Source organism: Cohnella sp. AR92 (assembly GCF_003990975.1).
Taxonomy (GTDB): Bacteria; Bacillota; Bacilli; order Paenibacillales; family Paenibacillaceae; genus Cohnella.
In genome coordinates, this window is sequence record NZ_RZJR01000001.1 from 90,003 (window position 1) to 104,221 (window position 14,219).

A 14,219-nucleotide genomic window follows, 5' to 3' on the forward strand; every position below is an offset into this window, starting at 1 on the left:
CATCCCTCCGGGGGTGGCCTTTGCTTTTGCCATTACAGCAAGATTTGGAAAGTAGGACGATTAGCATTGTGGTAACTTGTATTCATCCGATCCTTATGGAATAGCGCTATTCCTCATCGGAGTCGATGGGCAGTCTTCGGATCGGGGCGAAGATGTGATAGGACGATTCGAGACGGCGGACGTCGTCGAAGCATTGAATCAGCTCGATATGGGAGTCGTCCGTCTCCTGCCTGGAGATTTTGAGAAAACGCGCGTAATCGGTCTTTAGAACATCGCCTATAGCTAGGAGGTCGCCGGAATAGTTGAACTTAGCGCAGAAGAGCTGCGGCACATCAACGGTAAAATAAAACGGCTTCTCAATCCGAATCTCTTGCGGGATCCCGAACAGAACCCGGAAGCGGGTGGAGTCAGGCTGGCAATTCGAATAGACGACGTAACAAGGGCCTTGGACGGAGGAGTCCACTTCCTGCAGCAGCATTCGGGAATGGGAGCGAATCGTCGTCTCGTAATCCTCCGCCAGATCCACCTCGAAGACGATGCCGCTAAGCCGAATCGACTCGAATTCCGTCAGGGTAAAATCAGCGACCACGTCTCCGTTGATGTTCTTGATGGGCCTTCTCACGACCGAAGGAATGGGACTGGGCAGGATGCTCGGGTTCGGTCCCCTAAGCGAGCTCGGAGCGACGCCGTATTGGCGATTGAACGCTCGGGTGAACGAGGACGGAGTCCCGAAGTTAAGCCGGTAAGCAATATCGGTGAGCGGCATTCGGCCTTCTTGAATGAGGGACAGAGAAGCATTCAGCCTGCGGGACAGGATGTATTGGTTCAATGAGCAGCCCATCATGGCCGAGAACAGCCGATGGAAGTAGAATTTGGACATGTTGAAGGCATTCGCCACGGACTCTACCGATAAGGGCTGGTCTAGCCGACTCTCAATGTGGGTCAACGAACTCTCGACAATCTCATAGTGATCCATAGGAATCTCAATCCCCAATCCAATAAGGAGGTAAGAAGAATGACGCAAGACAGAAGGAATGGAATCATCATCGGCATTTTCTATATCGTGGCTGCAGTCACTTCAGTCATTGCCGTGCTCTGTTATGATCCCGTATTGTCCGATAACTGGTATCTGTCCGTGATGAATGGTTGGAAAACGAAGGTGTTGATCGGTGTCTTAAACGACCTCTTCCTCGTTCTATCGGCGGTGGGCACCGCGGTGATGCTGTTTCCTTATCTTCGTCGCTGGAACGAGCATCTGGCTCTCGGTTATCTATGCTTCCGATTCATGGAAGCCGTGTTCATTGCCATTGGCGCGGTAAGCATATTGGGATTATTGCAGCTTAGTATTCACTATGAGGCAAACGACCTGACCGATCAAGAGAATCTTCTCGGGATCGGCTATCTGCTGCAGGGGTTCCATCGATGGACTTCGATGCTCGGCCCTAACTTCATGCTGGGAGTCAATACGGCCTTGTATAGCTATCTACTGTTTAGAACGAGGCTGGTTCCGAGACCTTTAGCCCTGTTTGGCATAGTTACTGCCGTTCTCGTGTTCATTGCGGGCCTGCTGGAGATGTTTGGCGCTATCGAGCCAGTCTCAGCGGTCAAAGGGTTCCTGGCTCTGCCCGTCGGCGTGTATGAGATGAGCTTGGCGGTCTGGCTGATCGCGAAGGGATTTAGCAAGCAGAACCTCGCTTCGCTTCGGGGAAGGGAAGTTGCCGAAGAGATGGCTTCTTGACTCCTCTTTGCGTCCGTTGCCCGGAATAGGATAAGCTGAAGGTAACGGATATCAGGCGCGGAGGGAAAAGGGTACATGCAGATTCAGATCGTATGCGTAGGGAAGCTGAAGGAGAAGTATTGGTGGGACGGAGTGGCGGAATATGCGAAAAGGCTTGGCGCTTACGCCAAGCTGGACATCCGCGAGCTGCCGGACGAGAAAACGCCGGACTCGATGAGTCCGGCGGAGGAGGAGCAGGTGCGCGTCCGCGAGGGCGAGCGCATCCTGGCCGCGCTGAAGGACGGCGCGCACGTCGTCGCGCTTGCCATAGACGGCGAGACCTGGTCGAGTGAGCAGCTCGCTTCGCATCTAGACAAGCAAGCCGTCTACGGCGGCGGCTCCGTCAGCTTTATAATCGGCGGCTCGCTCGGCCTGTCGCCGGCGGTGCTTAAGCGCGCCGACAAGAAGCTGTCGTTCGGTCGCATGACGTATCCGCATCAGATGATGCGGGTTCTTCTGCTGGAACAGATCTACAGGGCGTTTAAGATTAATCGGGGGGAACCGTATCATAAGTAAAGGTAAACTAAAAAGGGACTCTAAGTAGTCCCTCGTCATGCTTTCGTATTTACCTTTAGTGGTTTTCCACGGTTCGATGTCTTTCAGCACGTTCGGATATAGCTCTTTAACGAGCTCAAAGCTATCGGTCATTTCCTCTAGGGTGAAATCGAAGTGCAGTACGATCTTCTCGATATGGCGTCCAACACGGCGCGGCGCTTCCTTGCTGATGGTGATCTCTTTCACGATCATTCGAAGTAGGGCTTTGCGGCGTTCCGCATCGACTTTGTTCAGCGTTGCTTGGAAGTCAGAAAGCAGCGTGTGTACTGCTTGATGATCAATCGGTTTGGTATCTGCCTCAGTTAGATCGGTGCTGAGCTTCTGTTGCTGCTGCTCTAATACAGGTTGCTGATCTTCAAGCTCTTTAATCTTAGGAGCGATAATTGATTTGCCAATGTTCCCATCTGCCAGCGCATCTAAAAGATTGTTCAACTTCTTGGACACCTGTTGAAGCTTGTTCTTTAATTGCTTTTGTTGCTCCAATAGCGGTTCAGTTGCAGTTAAGCGTTGCTGATTAATCTCTTCAATGATTCTCTTCAGTGCAGCTGGACTGGAAATAATATTGGTTAGCCGCTTGAATACTTCTGCTCTGCCTTGTCTGCGTTGATGCTATGAGCACTGCAAGCGTCTTTACCTTTGTTGTGGTGCTGACCGCAGACATAATTACGATAGTATTTGCCGCTCCCGCCTTTTGAGCGACCAGCCACCATACCACCTCCGCATTTCGGGCATTTAATAATGCCATTCAAGATAAATGGCGAGTTAGATTTTGAGGGCTTGTAGGAGCGTTTCTTCCGTTGTTCTTGGACACGTTCCCATAGCTCAAGATTAATGATTGGCTGATGCTTGCCCTCAACTAACAATGGATCAGCGTTCTTTCCTTTTCTCCCTTTTTCGCTCCAGCCTTCAACTTGGTTAAACCGAATTTTGCCGATATACATAGGGTTGTCCAGAATCGTTTTGACACCATTGACTTGAAATTGAATACCTCGCTTTGTTAAGTATCCCTTTGAGTTTACGCGGTTGACAACTGCTTTATAGCCTAATCCTTGATCCGATAGATCGAAAATTTCTCGCACAATAGCGGCTTCTTCTTCATTTACGATAAGGGATTTTTCTATGCAATCGTAGCCCAAGCATTGCCCTCCATTGAAGTTCCCCTCTTTCGCTCGTTGCGTCATCCCCATCTTCACACGATCCACAATAGTATTGCGCTCAAACTCAGCAAAGGAACCCATGATTTGAAAGTGCATTTTTCCAGAAGGAGTACTTGTATCGATTTTTTCATTATGAATATACATCGTTACGTTATGCTGACTAAGAGTATCACTGATTTCAAGCGCATCCTTCAGGTCACGAGATATGCGGTCAAGTTTGTAGAAGAGGACATAATCAAGTTTGCCTCGTTGAACATCATTAAGCAGCCGCTTCATTTCAGGCCGTCCAGAGATGCTTTTACCGCTGGCTCCTTCGTCTATATATTCACTTACAATGTCCAACTTCTGATAATTAGCATAATTGCGCAATTCCTCCAGCTGGGCTTGAATGCTGTATCCCTGAGTTGCTTGTTCTTCCGTACTGACACGGGCGTAAATGGCTGCTTTGTTTGACATTACTCCAATTCCTCCTGAGAGTTTCTCATCATTTTTTGCAGAATTGCATTCCAATCCTGCCTACTGACACGCGGATAGCGTGAGGGCTCCTTGAAGATGTTCATTTGCAAATTAAGCATTCGATTATAGACATTCGTGTTATCTCTAAGGTACTGCGGATTGTTGCTAATACTTCTGGCGTTAGCCATTTGGATTTCCGAATTCAATCTAGCCAAAAGCTGAACGAAGCCGATCGTATCGACGTTCTTGTTTGACTCCTCTTTCATGACGACTCGCACTTCATTATTCGTAAAGATTTGATATGCAATTAAACCAATCCCGAACTGCTGCTCATCTGAATAATCGCTAACATCTGAATCGGAATTAATGCCATGTCGGGAATCGGGCGAAGTATCATCTTTCTCCTTGAAGCCGATATGAAACAAGCGCGACGGTGCTTCAGCATAATATTCGTCCGAAAAGGCATCAATCGGCACATTGAAGACTTTAGCTAATTGACAGATGACTTTGAATGACGGGTTTCGCGTTTCTCCACGTTCAATGGATGTTAAGGATTGAGGAGTAACCTCCAAGCGTTTGGCAAGTTCTGTTGTCGAAAATGCATGTTTGCTGTAAAGGCAACCCATCTGCTCACGTAGAAATCGAATTCTCATACCTAATTCCATCAACTTGAGCTGTTCAAACTCACCTTTATTGATTTGTCTGTTTGGCATTTCAATCTCTCCTTAAATATTTGCTTTACAATCAGAATCGTTACCTTTATTATAAACACAAATATATTTGTAAACAACTATAATTGTATAAGGCGGCTACTGCATGCAAGAGTGGAATGTAAAGGCTCAATACAAAAAACAGGAACAAGCATCGGTTGGAGCGCTGGATACAATTGCACAGAAGGAAGCGTTCCTTAAACAAATTGCAATGGTTGTTGAAAATGTAAGTGCCGATGTTAACAATTCATCCGAGGAATCCGAGTTGCAATAACTATGCCTGCTAACGTGTAAATGTAACAGGGTACACAGATAAGTTGTGAATAATTTGCAATTAATCTTGTGACATCACCCGCCCCCCTTTGATGTCGCGAGAAGAATGTAACTGAAATCATTTTGAACTTAGGGGGAGCTACTGCCGCAAGGTAAATTTAAGCTCCTGTGCAAGAAAGGAGCCACATATGTCTGTTGCTATCTCAAAGGCATGGATAAGCAGCGTAAAACAGAATATCCATGGATTTCAGCAGTACCACAATCTTTTTGAAAGGAAAACACCGTATCAGAGCAGCCCGTTTGATGGAATCCATTTTGTAACCGACAAGCCATTGACAGCAGATTTTCTAATTCTCGCCGCTCTATTCGCAAGAGTGAATTATCATTATCTTCAACCCAATCAACACTACATGAAAAGCTACAGTTTTGGATGCGTTCGCGTCTTTGTAAATCCAAAGCATCGCAATATGCACATAATAAAGATCGTCATCAACCCATCTCAAGGCGGGCTGACTTTGCAGCAGGTAATCGATTGGCTCGTCTTCATTGTAGGCAGAACAACAGACGTCTGGATGAAGGTGATTCATCCTAAAATAGATGTTGCTGGACTTGATACCCTAGAGTGTATCCGCTCTATTTGGTGGCCAACCTATCGGAAGAAACCTGACTATGAGAGGTTCAAGGACCAGACTCTGTATCTGGGCAGCAGAGAGAGCAAGCAGCAGTTGGTTGTTTACGATAAAGCCAAGCACATGAAGTCAGATTCGCTTCTGACGAGAATTGAATTGCGTCATAAGTACGAAAAAGGCTCCGAGATTGCTTTTGATGACTTTCATCAGCAATTGTTGCTTAAGAATTGGTTTAAAGAAGTTTACCTTATCTCAGCAACAGAGGATTTCATTGACGAACTTCTCGATCAGTTCAAGAACAAGGTGCGGAAGCCCTACATCGGTCAAACGATGAAGTCATTGTCCCCGTACCAGAGGAAGAAAATCCTTTCTCAATTATCGGCTCTTAATCTGGCGGTATCGATGAGCAATGAGTATACAAATCAGTTGCTGAGATGGCTTTCATTTAATTAAGGGGACGGAACACAGAGGGAGAAGCATTCACAAGAAAGTAGTCAATTTTTACCGAAACCATCAAAGATCTCCCTCTTAGTGTTACAAAGCTTCCGATTCAAAGGTATATTGAACAGACGGGTAAGCGGGACGAAGCTGGCTGATTGTTCATGATATCTCTTAAATTCAATGGAAGAGCGAAATCCTTGTAGTACAAGCATTTTTCACAATGCATAATTTGTTTTCAATGTGGAACAGGGAGCAAGAGGGCGAAATAAGGCATATTTACAACCAACACCGACTTGATGCTTTGACCGTCATCCCTCTGGTCCAAGTCGGATAGTGAGGGCCAAGCATTTTCATTTTGCTTAGCTACTTTATTGATAGGACTGTAAACGATGAGAAATGAGAGTTTGACTCTGTACGAACAAGATCAGGTAGCTTCAATCCGCTTTGCTCCCGAGGACATGCAATGCCGCATTTTGAAGTTTTCTGCGCCGTATGTAGATATGGGAGGAACAGTATTGTTTGCCGATGTCAAAGTTTTGATCAGCAAATATGAGGATAGTGACGGCATCATTCACATCTCCCCGTTTGAATTGACCGTATCACACATACGATTGGTGAAGTGCGGCGACGATTATGATGTAGAGCTTCCAGATGATTTAGAAATGGACAGCAGCATCTACGTTTTTTTGAAGTCCACTCTGTCACGGTGTTACGAAGAGCATTTTGAGCGCAGCATTATTTGATGTGCCGAAGAAGCCAAGGTAAAGATTGATTCCCTTGGCTTCTTCATTTGAAGTTCATTCTCATTGACGTTTGAATAAACATTCATAAGTTTTCTCTTGGATGTAATTAAGGAAGTTGATTAATCTGTTCAATATCTGCATCAGCGCTTTAAATCGACGTTTGAGCAGCCGTCTATTAATAAATATCCTGCGTTTGGTTTGGTCGATTAGAATATTCGATTCAAGTTCAGCGTCGACTTCAAAAACATAAACAGACCAACCGCAAACTTTTTCAATCAATCGGAACCATTCAAGATGCCGCTGCTCATAACGATCATATCCGCCATCGATTAATAACAGTTGATAACGGTTGTCGGCATCCGATATGTCAATTTGATTCGAAGAAACCTCTTTGCAGGAAACCAGCACGATTTCTTCATGGTCTGACGGATATAACAATTTCGTCATGATGGTTCATTTCCTTTCATTATGTTTTTAAAACTTGCAGGGAATGACCTCTAAAGCCCTCTTTATTTGGAGAGGGCATCATGTTAAGCTTCGTGCCAGGGCAATTCCTGATTTGGGGGATCGCCCCGAAGCCCTGTAAACATGATGCTAGAGGCTCCAGGTCAAGAGGGCGGCGCAGAAGGATCGGAACGTCGACTACATGTTGCCGTGCTCCTTTAGGCTGTAGAACTTTTCATGACCGACAATCATGTGATCGAGTACTTCGATACCAACAATATTGCCTGCTTCAACCAAACGTTTTGTTAATTGAATATCTTCCTGAGATGGAGTCGGATCTCCTGAAGGATGGTTATGAACACAAATGATTGATGCTGCCGCACGTTTTATAGCCGATCTGAATACTTCCCTTGGATGTACAATAGCCGCCGATAACGAACCAATAGAGATTGTCTCTTTTGTAATGACGTGATTCTTGGTATTAAGAAATAGACAGACAAAATGTTCCTTATGCAGATAGCAAAGTTCTGGCGAGACGTACCGCCAAACATCCTGAGGACAACTCAATTTATTAGGGGTCTCCGTCGGAGCTGCCAGCAAGCGCGCCAGTTTTAAAGCAGAGATAATTTGTCTTGCTTTAACTTTGCCTACGCCTTTAATGGCGATCAGCTCCTGCTCTGTAGCATCCAGCAGTTCAGCGTTGGATGGAAAGCGGGTGAAGATTTCTTCGATAAGGTAGCTGGTCAACTTTTCACAAAGCGTATCGGCAAGCAGATGTTTCAGAGATGACATATTATAAGTTGGGTTCAAATTGATTCCTCCATCGACTAATAGAATGTGAAAAGGAGAGACCGTAATGGCCTCTCCTGGTTGAAGATCAGTACAGATTCGGTTAGACTACAATCAGATTAATTCTCTGGTGTGCTCTCAATGGGCCACCTTTTTTTCTGCCTCGATTGCCTGCTCCAAGAGCACTCTTTTGCATAGACAGCGAATGTATTTCCTTCCGTCGGATGATTGAAGATCAGCTGTAGGATTCATTTTCTGTCCAACTGCTAGAAGCCGTTGTTTTAGCTCCAGCAAGTTCTCCAACTTGTACATCGTTCTCACCCCCTCACGTGAATGCAATGATCTCTATTCCGTCTTAGCGCGGCTCTGCTGATGCTTGGCTAGCTGCTTCGGAAAATACTTCTGAAAGTATCGAACAACATAATGAGCAGCCAGATTGTCGTCGATCTTCCAATTGCGCTGGAAATACACAAAGAGAACAGTTTCAGCAATTCGAGTGCTCCCGTTGATAATTAATTGCTTCAACAGGGACTTCATGTCGTCAGAAATTGATTGTTGATGTGAAAGCATGTCTTGGTTCTCCTTTCGTGATGGTGTGCTGACATTAGTTGATCCAATGTCCACTGACTTCCAGATTGAGCTGCAAAGCGGTTTCATAGCGCGGTTTTTGCTGATTGACTGAACGCAATACACGCTACCATACAAGCAACTCAGTAAGCTCCACTCACAAAGCCGCAAGAGCATCATTCAATGCAGATTCCTCCTCTCTCCCATAGTTGAGCATCTTCTCACTTGCCCAATTTTCGCTGTCATAACGCCGCAAACAAAAACAGACCTGCATCTACCCAAATACTCAGGCAAACACAGGTCTAACTATTGAAGGGGGTGGGGCTCCCAACGGCGCAGAAAAGTCTCGATCAAGCACCAGTACCCTCGAGAAATTTTATATAATTTTTAGCTCCTATACGGCCGCTTCAATCTGCATCAGCATCTGGATATCCGAAATTTAGGCAGGCATTGGGATATTGAAAGAACAGCGTAGTTCTTGGAAGGGTAAAGGGTGACTGTTGTCGAATATGCAATAGTAAAATAGGATTACTTTTTCAAGAGAGGAAGTGTCATCTGTGGAGGTTGTTTCATTACCGCCTAATGCGCCAGTGTTAATGGAGGCTACCCGAGCAATCGGTTATTCAATAGAAACCGCTGTGGCGGATATTATAGATAACAGCGTTACAGCGCATGCAACAGAGGTACACATTATGTTTTTCCCAATCGGAAATCCCTATGTTGCAATAATGGATAATGGATCAGGCATGAATGAGGATGAAATAAAGAATGCAATGCGGTATGGGAGCAAAAATCCACTCGATACCAGGGCAAGCGGTGATCTGGGGAGATTTGGTTTGGGGTTGAAGACTGCCTCTATGTCCCAATGCAGAAGGCTTACAGTAATAAGCAAAAAAAATGATGCAATTGTTGGTGCACAATGGGACTTGGATTTTATTGAATCAACGAACGACTGGTCGTTAAAGCTTCTCGACTCAGATGATGTGGCGGATATTCCGCATATTGATCAGCTGAAAGAGAAGGTCACAGGAACGTTGGTTGTGTGGCAAGCATTGGATCGCTTGAGTCTGGGGGATGCCAACTTCGATCAGACAATGGGCAAATATATGGATCTCGTTCGGGAGCACCTCTCCTTGGTGTTTCATCGATATCTTGCTGGAGAGCAAGGGATAAAGAAGATTGAGATTTTCATGAATAATGTGAAGCTTGAACCGATCGATCCTTTTTTATCGAGTAAAAGCACTCAGGTAATGGCTGATGAGAGCATTTCAATTGAAGGTCACAAGGTTATGGTTAGACCATATACGTTGCCGCATATTTCTCAGTTGTCAGAATCCGATATCAGCATGCTTGGGGGAAAAGACGGTCTAAGAAAGCTGCAAGGCTTTTATGTCTACCGCAATAAACGATTGCTGGTGTGGGGAACCTGGTTTCGATTAATGCGGCAAGGAGACCTCTCAAAGCTAGCTCGGGTTCGTGTAGATATTCCAAACTCATTAGACTATCTTTGGACACTTGATATAAAAAAATCGATTGCAGTTCCACCCGAAGCAGTGCGTAGGAATTTGGCTGGCATTATCGGAAAAATATCTGAAAGCAGCAAAAGAACATGGGTCTTTAGGGGGAAGAAGGAAACGGATGAATCAAAAATACACATTTGGAATCGAGTGAAAGCTCGTCAAGGCGGAATATTCTATGAAATAAACCGTGACCATCCGTTGGTAGAAGCAGTAAGTTCAAATGCTGCAAACAAACAATTAGTAGAGAAACTGCTGCAGCAAATTGAAAGAAGCTTGCCTCTTAATCAGCTTTATATTGATCTGACTAATGATGAGCGTATTGTAAACGAGAATGAAGTCTCCCAGTCGGATCTGTCGAACTTGTTGGAACAGCTGCTAGCTGGTTGTAGAGATGTGAAGGAAAGAGAAATGATGCTAAAGAGACTAGCAAGTACAGAACCATTCAATCAACAGCCCGAATTGCTGAGGGATCTAATTTAGGAGGCGGAATAGGATGTTGAGTCAAGCAGCGCAAATGCTCGAAAGATTTATTTCTGTTGCAGTCAATACAAAGTATCCTGATGCTCCTCCGAGCGAAGATGAATTTATTGCCGAGGCCAATGCATTGAGAGCGGCTTTCCCAATACCAGATGAGGAGTTTGCTCAAGTCGTAAAAAACCTTAAGGCTGCCTTGGTAATTACTATGGATGTTGGTGTTTATATCTCGAATAAGAACAGCGATCATCAGTCATGGCTGCCTGGACGCAGAGCGGAAATTGATTTCTATTATTGGAATCGTTTCAAACGTTATTTGGAAGATGTGAAGGGCTGGAACACTCGCGTAACTGCCAATCTGGAGACAGTATCCAATGATATTGTGGACTTGTTTGGCGATCCGCAAAGCAGCAAGCAGTGGCAAAGAAGAGGGTTGATTCTAGGCGATGTTCAATCTGGAAAGACCGTCAACTACACCGCAATCTGCAATAAGGCAGCGGATACAGGATATAAAGTTATTATCGTTCTGGCAGGGACTATGGAAAATCTGCGTATGCAGACACAGAAGCGTTTAGATAAGGAGTTCGCAGGAAGATTAAGCAAGGATCTACTGCGATTGAAGGGAAAGCAGGAAGTTAAAAATGTATTTGATGGGGTAGGGAAGATTGACTCGACAAAACGTATTTCTGCGTTCACTTCTGTGCTGTATGACTTCAACACGAGTATATTGAACAGCAATGATCTGACTTTGAAAAACATTAAAGAACCTGCGCTGTTCGTTGTAAAAAAGAATAAATCTGTACTGAGAAACCTCGAAAGCTGGCTCTGTTCCAATAATGCGGATAACTCTGGAAAAATCGATTTACCGCTCTTGCTCATTGATGATGAAGCTGATAATGCATCTGTAAACACAAGAAAGGAGGAGGAAGATCCGACAGCTATTAATGCAGCTATCCGATCAATTCTAAATAGATTCTATCAAGCGACTTATCTGGGCATTACAGCGACTCCATTCGCCAACATCTTTATCAATCCAGAAACAGAGGATGATATGGTAGGCGATGATCTTTTCCCAAGAGATTTCATTTATGTATTGTCGCCTCCAACGAACTATATTGGAGCCAATGCCATGTTCGGAGAAGAAGCGAAATATGATAAAAGCATCATGAAAATAGATTCCGAAGAGATCGAGTGCTTCTTCCCATTCAAGCATAAGAAAGACCTACCAGTTGATGATCTGCCTCCAAGCTTGTTCGAAGCGATGGGCTATTTTCTGCTGACAAATGCTGTGCGGGATATTCGAGGCGATATTAAAGATCATCGTTCTATGCTCATAAACGTAAGTCGATTTACAGATGTTCAAGTAAAAATACGTGAAAACATAATAGTATGGCTGGAACAGGTCAAGTCGGATGTTCGTAATTATGCTGCATGGGATGAAGAGCAGGCTCTTCAGATACATTCACTGAATGTGTTGAAGCAAATCTGGGACAAGCATCGTTTGGAGGATATCGCAGGGGTTTCTTGGCGGACTCTGCAAATGGAATATTTGCATAAAGCCATTTCACCGATTGAAGTTCGAGCAGTCAACCAGAAAACAGGGGCTGCAAGCCTGAATTATGATGCTCATGAGGAAAATGGGCTGCGAGTAATTGCCGTGGGGGGCAACAGTTTGTCTCGGGGGTTGACATTAGAAGGCCTGTGTACAAGCTATTTCTATCGCAATTCGCAAATGTACGATACGTTGCTGCAAATGGCTAGATGGTTTGGTTACCGTCCCAATTATAGCGATCTCTTTAAGGTATGGATGTCCGCGGATGTGATTGATTGGTATGGATATATTACAGCAGCAGCCAACGAGCTTAAAGATGAAATAAGCAGAATGAATAAACATAATCTTACGCCGAGAGATTTCGGTCTTAAGGTGCGCCAGGATCCGAATTCTTTAATCGTAACTGCTCGCAATAAAATGAGGACAGCAACACAGGTGAGCCGCCCTATCTCGGTGACAGGAAAGCTGCTTGAGACACCGCGTCTGAAATCAAAGCCAGATGTACTCGCGGCGAACGAGAGGGCTTTCAAGCTGTTTGTAGCGAGTTTGGATAGCGCAGGTTCAAGACGGGATGTTGAACAAAACGGACTAATGTGGAGCGGAATTCATAAGGATCTTATCGTAGAATTGTTATACAGTTTTGAGACGCATCCTTGGCATATGTCATTCCAAGGCAAAGCTCTTGCAGAGTACATCGAGAAGAACCCTGGGTTTGTTGAATGGGATGTATTCATTCCATTCGGTTCAGATTCTGTTGAGTTTGAGTTGGAAGGTGCAAATGGCGTTATTACTCTTAAGAGAGAAAAACGCTATGTTGAAGAAGCCAACGGCATGATAAAAGTCATGGGAACAAAAGTCAGAGTAGGATCTGGCGGATGTACTAAGGCAGGTTTAACGAGCGATCAAATTAAAGCGGCTGAGGATAGCTTCAGACAATTGCATCCTGATCGAAAAAATGTTCCCGATAGTGCTTATTTAATTGGTGATCGAAAGCCGCTATTAATGCTCCACGTACTGAAGAGTACCCAAAACGAAGATGAACCAGCAAACCCAAAGATTCCAGATACACTTTACGCTATTGGTTTGGGGCTCCCTGGAAATGGAGAGATCGAAGCAGCCAATTATGTTGTAAATATGGTGGAAGTAAGCAACTGGATGGATATTGATGACGATGAGGACGATGATGATGTTATCTAACGAGCTGCTTCGAGACAAATGGAATAGGCTTTCACACCATAACAGCGGTTATGTAAGGATAGATGGTACTCATCCTCTAGAATGGCATATTGGTTATGAGAATATTAATCAGAAATCTCTTCTGTTAGTCTGTAATAATGAGCCCGATATTTTTCCATCATCAAAATCGATATTGTCCTCAATTGGACAGCGTGGAGATGGCAAGTGGGCTCTCGCATTTCGACTTATACGCAATGAAAATGAAGAAGTATTTATTTGGTTGTGTTGTGATCTGATAGAGTCATCAAGAAATCAAACAAACTCGAAAAGCGGTATTCAATATGTGATGAAGCGATATAAGCAATGGTCGAGGTTAATGGAACAACAGAAAATCGGACTATTGAGCGAGTCAGAGAGGAAAGGTTTGCTAGGTGAAATGATTCATCTGCAAATTTGCATGTCCGAGGGAGTATCAGTACAAGCAGCTGTGGAAAGTTGGATGGGACCCGAAGATGCCGACCAGGACTTTATCTTTCCGACAACATGGCATGAAGTAAAAGCGTTAGGTATCGGTTCAAAGACTGTTTCGATTTCTTCGCTGGAGCAGTTGAATGTTGCGCTGCCAGGGGCATTGGTTCTGTATTTCGTGGATAAAACCGCGCCTAATGAAAGCAATTCGTTCACTTTATTGAGCAAAGCGGCAGAAATTCGAGAGGCGTTACAGCATGATCAATCGGCGTTGGACTTATTCAATGAAAAATTGCTTAGGCGAGGATTTATTGACTTGCAGGAATACGAGGATTATTGGTATCGATTGAGCGGGACACACAGATATCATGTTGATAGCACATTTCCGAAATTGATCAGCGGTAGCGTTCCTTCCCAAATCGCATCAGCAAGCTATGAGTTAAGCATTAACGCAATTGAGGGCTGGAGAGTTAAAAATTAAGTTGGAG

The 14,219-nt window shown here is 44.6% G+C and carries 15 protein-coding genes; 8 read left to right on the plus strand and 7 right to left on the minus strand.

Going from position 1 to position 14,219, the window contains the following annotated elements; genetic code table 11:
• Positions 1-106 precede the first annotated feature (106 nt).
• Positions 107-976: a helix-turn-helix transcriptional regulator gene (locus ELR57_RS00400; RefSeq protein WP_126956128.1), complete on the minus strand. Its 870-nt coding sequence runs from the start codon at positions 974-976 to the stop codon at positions 107-109.
• 39 nt (positions 977-1,015) lie between these two features.
• On the opposite strand from ELR57_RS00400, the gene ELR57_RS00405 reads away from it, so the two are divergent.
• A complete protein-coding gene (locus tag ELR57_RS00405) occupies positions 1,016-1,738 on the plus strand; it encodes a DUF4386 domain-containing protein (protein WP_126956130.1) in 723 nt (240 codons plus the stop codon).
• A 75-nt stretch (positions 1,739-1,813) separates the two neighbouring features.
• Positions 1,814-2,293, plus strand: a complete 480-nt coding sequence (rlmH, locus tag ELR57_RS00410) for a 23S rRNA (pseudouridine(1915)-N(3))-methyltransferase RlmH (RefSeq protein ID WP_126956132.1) — start codon at positions 1,814-1,816, stop codon at positions 2,291-2,293.
• 605 nt (positions 2,294-2,898) lie between these two features.
• On the opposite strand, the gene ELR57_RS00415 is transcribed toward rlmH, so the two are convergent.
• The gene (locus tag ELR57_RS00415; RefSeq protein WP_126956134.1) at positions 2,899-3,945 is read right to left on the minus strand and encodes a recombinase family protein; all 1,047 of its coding nucleotides are present in this window, start codon (positions 3,943-3,945) and stop codon (positions 2,899-2,901) included.
• Positions 3,945-4,658, minus strand: coding sequence for a helix-turn-helix domain-containing protein (locus ELR57_RS00420; protein WP_126956136.1), 714 nt, complete (start codon positions 4,656-4,658; stop codon positions 3,945-3,947). Before ELR57_RS00420 ends, ELR57_RS00415 begins: the two co-directional genes overlap by 1 nt.
• A 103-nt stretch (positions 4,659-4,761) precedes the next feature.
• Between ELR57_RS00420 and ELR57_RS27765 the strand changes: the two genes are divergently transcribed.
• The 3 genes from ELR57_RS27765 to ELR57_RS00430 all read left to right on the plus strand — a co-directional run bounded on the left by ELR57_RS27765 (position 4,762) and on the right by ELR57_RS00430 (position 6,741).
• Positions 4,762-4,929: a hypothetical protein gene (locus ELR57_RS27765; RefSeq protein WP_158629884.1), complete on the plus strand. Its 168-nt coding sequence runs from the start codon at positions 4,762-4,764 to the stop codon at positions 4,927-4,929.
• A gap of 187 nt (positions 4,930-5,116) precedes the next feature.
• Positions 5,117-6,010, plus strand: coding sequence for a hypothetical protein (locus ELR57_RS00425; RefSeq protein WP_126956138.1), 894 nt, complete (start codon positions 5,117-5,119; stop codon positions 6,008-6,010).
• Positions 6,011-6,387: 377 nt separating this feature from the next.
• Positions 6,388-6,741 carry a hypothetical protein gene (locus tag ELR57_RS00430; protein WP_126956140.1) on the plus strand — a complete coding sequence of 118 codons (354 nt, stop codon included), beginning with the start codon at positions 6,388-6,390 and terminating at the stop codon, positions 6,739-6,741.
• Positions 6,742-6,801: 60 nt separating this feature from the next.
• Here ELR57_RS00430 and ELR57_RS00435 read toward each other — a convergent pair whose 3' ends face one another.
• From ELR57_RS00435 to ELR57_RS00445, 4 genes are all read right to left on the minus strand, one after another.
• On the minus strand, positions 6,802-7,188 hold the full coding sequence (locus ELR57_RS00435; protein ID WP_126956142.1) for a hypothetical protein: 387 nt from the start codon (positions 7,186-7,188) through the stop codon (positions 6,802-6,804).
• Positions 7,189-7,383: 195 nt separating this feature from the next.
• Positions 7,384-7,977 (minus strand): RadC family protein, encoded by a 594-nt coding sequence (radC, locus tag ELR57_RS00440; protein WP_126956852.1) that lies wholly within the window; start codon positions 7,975-7,977, stop codon positions 7,384-7,386.
• Between the two features lie 135 nt (positions 7,978-8,112).
• Positions 8,113-8,286, minus strand: coding sequence for a hypothetical protein (locus ELR57_RS27770; protein WP_158629885.1), 174 nt, complete (start codon positions 8,284-8,286; stop codon positions 8,113-8,115).
• Between the two features lie 33 nt (positions 8,287-8,319).
• A complete protein-coding gene (locus ELR57_RS00445) occupies positions 8,320-8,544 on the minus strand; it encodes a hypothetical protein (protein ID WP_126956144.1) in 225 nt (74 codons plus the stop codon).
• Positions 8,545-9,098: 554 nt separating this feature from the next.
• On the opposite strand from ELR57_RS00445, the gene ELR57_RS00450 reads away from it, so the two are divergent.
• From ELR57_RS00450 to ELR57_RS00460, 3 genes are read left to right on the plus strand one after another with little or no spacing between them, the layout of a single operon-like run.
• Positions 9,099-10,541 carry an ATP-binding protein gene (locus ELR57_RS00450; protein WP_126956146.1) on the plus strand — a complete coding sequence of 481 codons (1,443 nt, stop codon included), beginning with the start codon at positions 9,099-9,101 and terminating at the stop codon, positions 10,539-10,541.
• Between the two features lie 13 nt (positions 10,542-10,554).
• A complete protein-coding gene (locus ELR57_RS00455; RefSeq protein WP_126956148.1) occupies positions 10,555-13,284 on the plus strand; it encodes a Z1 domain-containing protein in 2,730 nt (909 codons plus the stop codon).
• Positions 13,274-14,212 carry a PD-(D/E)XK motif protein gene (locus tag ELR57_RS00460; RefSeq protein ID WP_238162355.1) on the plus strand — a complete coding sequence of 313 codons (939 nt, stop codon included), beginning with the start codon at positions 13,274-13,276 and terminating at the stop codon, positions 14,210-14,212. Before ELR57_RS00455 ends, ELR57_RS00460 begins: the two co-directional genes overlap by 11 nt.
• Positions 14,213-14,219 lie beyond the last annotated feature (7 nt).

Bases quoted from the DNA above. Each gene is read 5' to 3' on its own strand.
- ELR57_RS27770 (WP_158629885.1), bottom strand. From the start codon at position 8,286: ATGTACAAGTTGGAGAACTTGCTGGAGCTAAAACAACGGCTTCTAGCA.
- ELR57_RS00435 (WP_126956142.1), bottom strand. From the start codon at position 7,188: ATGACGAAATTGTTATATCCGTCAGACCATGAAGAAATCGTGCTGGTT.
- radC (WP_126956852.1), bottom strand. From the start codon at position 7,977: ATGTCATCTCTGAAACATCTGCTTGCCGATACGCTTTGTGAAAAGTTG.
- ELR57_RS00415 (WP_126956134.1), bottom strand. From the start codon at position 3,945: ATGTCAAACAAAGCAGCCATTTACGCCCGTGTCAGTACGGAAGAACAA.
- ELR57_RS00455 (WP_126956148.1), top strand. From the start codon at position 10,555: ATGTTGAGTCAAGCAGCGCAAATGCTCGAAAGATTTATTTCTGTTGCA.
- rlmH (WP_126956132.1), top strand. From the start codon at position 1,814: ATGCAGATTCAGATCGTATGCGTAGGGAAGCTGAAGGAGAAGTATTGG.
- ELR57_RS00400 (WP_126956128.1), bottom strand. From the start codon at position 976: ATGGATCACTATGAGATTGTCGAGAGTTCGTTGACCCACATTGAGAGT.
- ELR57_RS00420 (WP_126956136.1), bottom strand. From the start codon at position 4,658: ATGCCAAACAGACAAATCAATAAAGGTGAGTTTGAACAGCTCAAGTTG.
- ELR57_RS00445 (WP_126956144.1), bottom strand. From the start codon at position 8,544: ATGCTTTCACATCAACAATCAATTTCTGACGACATGAAGTCCCTGTTG.
- ELR57_RS00460 (WP_238162355.1), top strand. From the start codon at position 13,274: ATGTTATCTAACGAGCTGCTTCGAGACAAATGGAATAGGCTTTCACAC.
- ELR57_RS00405 (WP_126956130.1), top strand. From the start codon at position 1,016: ATGACGCAAGACAGAAGGAATGGAATCATCATCGGCATTTTCTATATC.
- ELR57_RS00425 (WP_126956138.1), top strand. From the start codon at position 5,117: ATGTCTGTTGCTATCTCAAAGGCATGGATAAGCAGCGTAAAACAGAAT.
- ELR57_RS00430 (WP_126956140.1), top strand. From the start codon at position 6,388: ATGAGAAATGAGAGTTTGACTCTGTACGAACAAGATCAGGTAGCTTCA.
- ELR57_RS27765 (WP_158629884.1), top strand. From the start codon at position 4,762: ATGCAAGAGTGGAATGTAAAGGCTCAATACAAAAAACAGGAACAAGCA.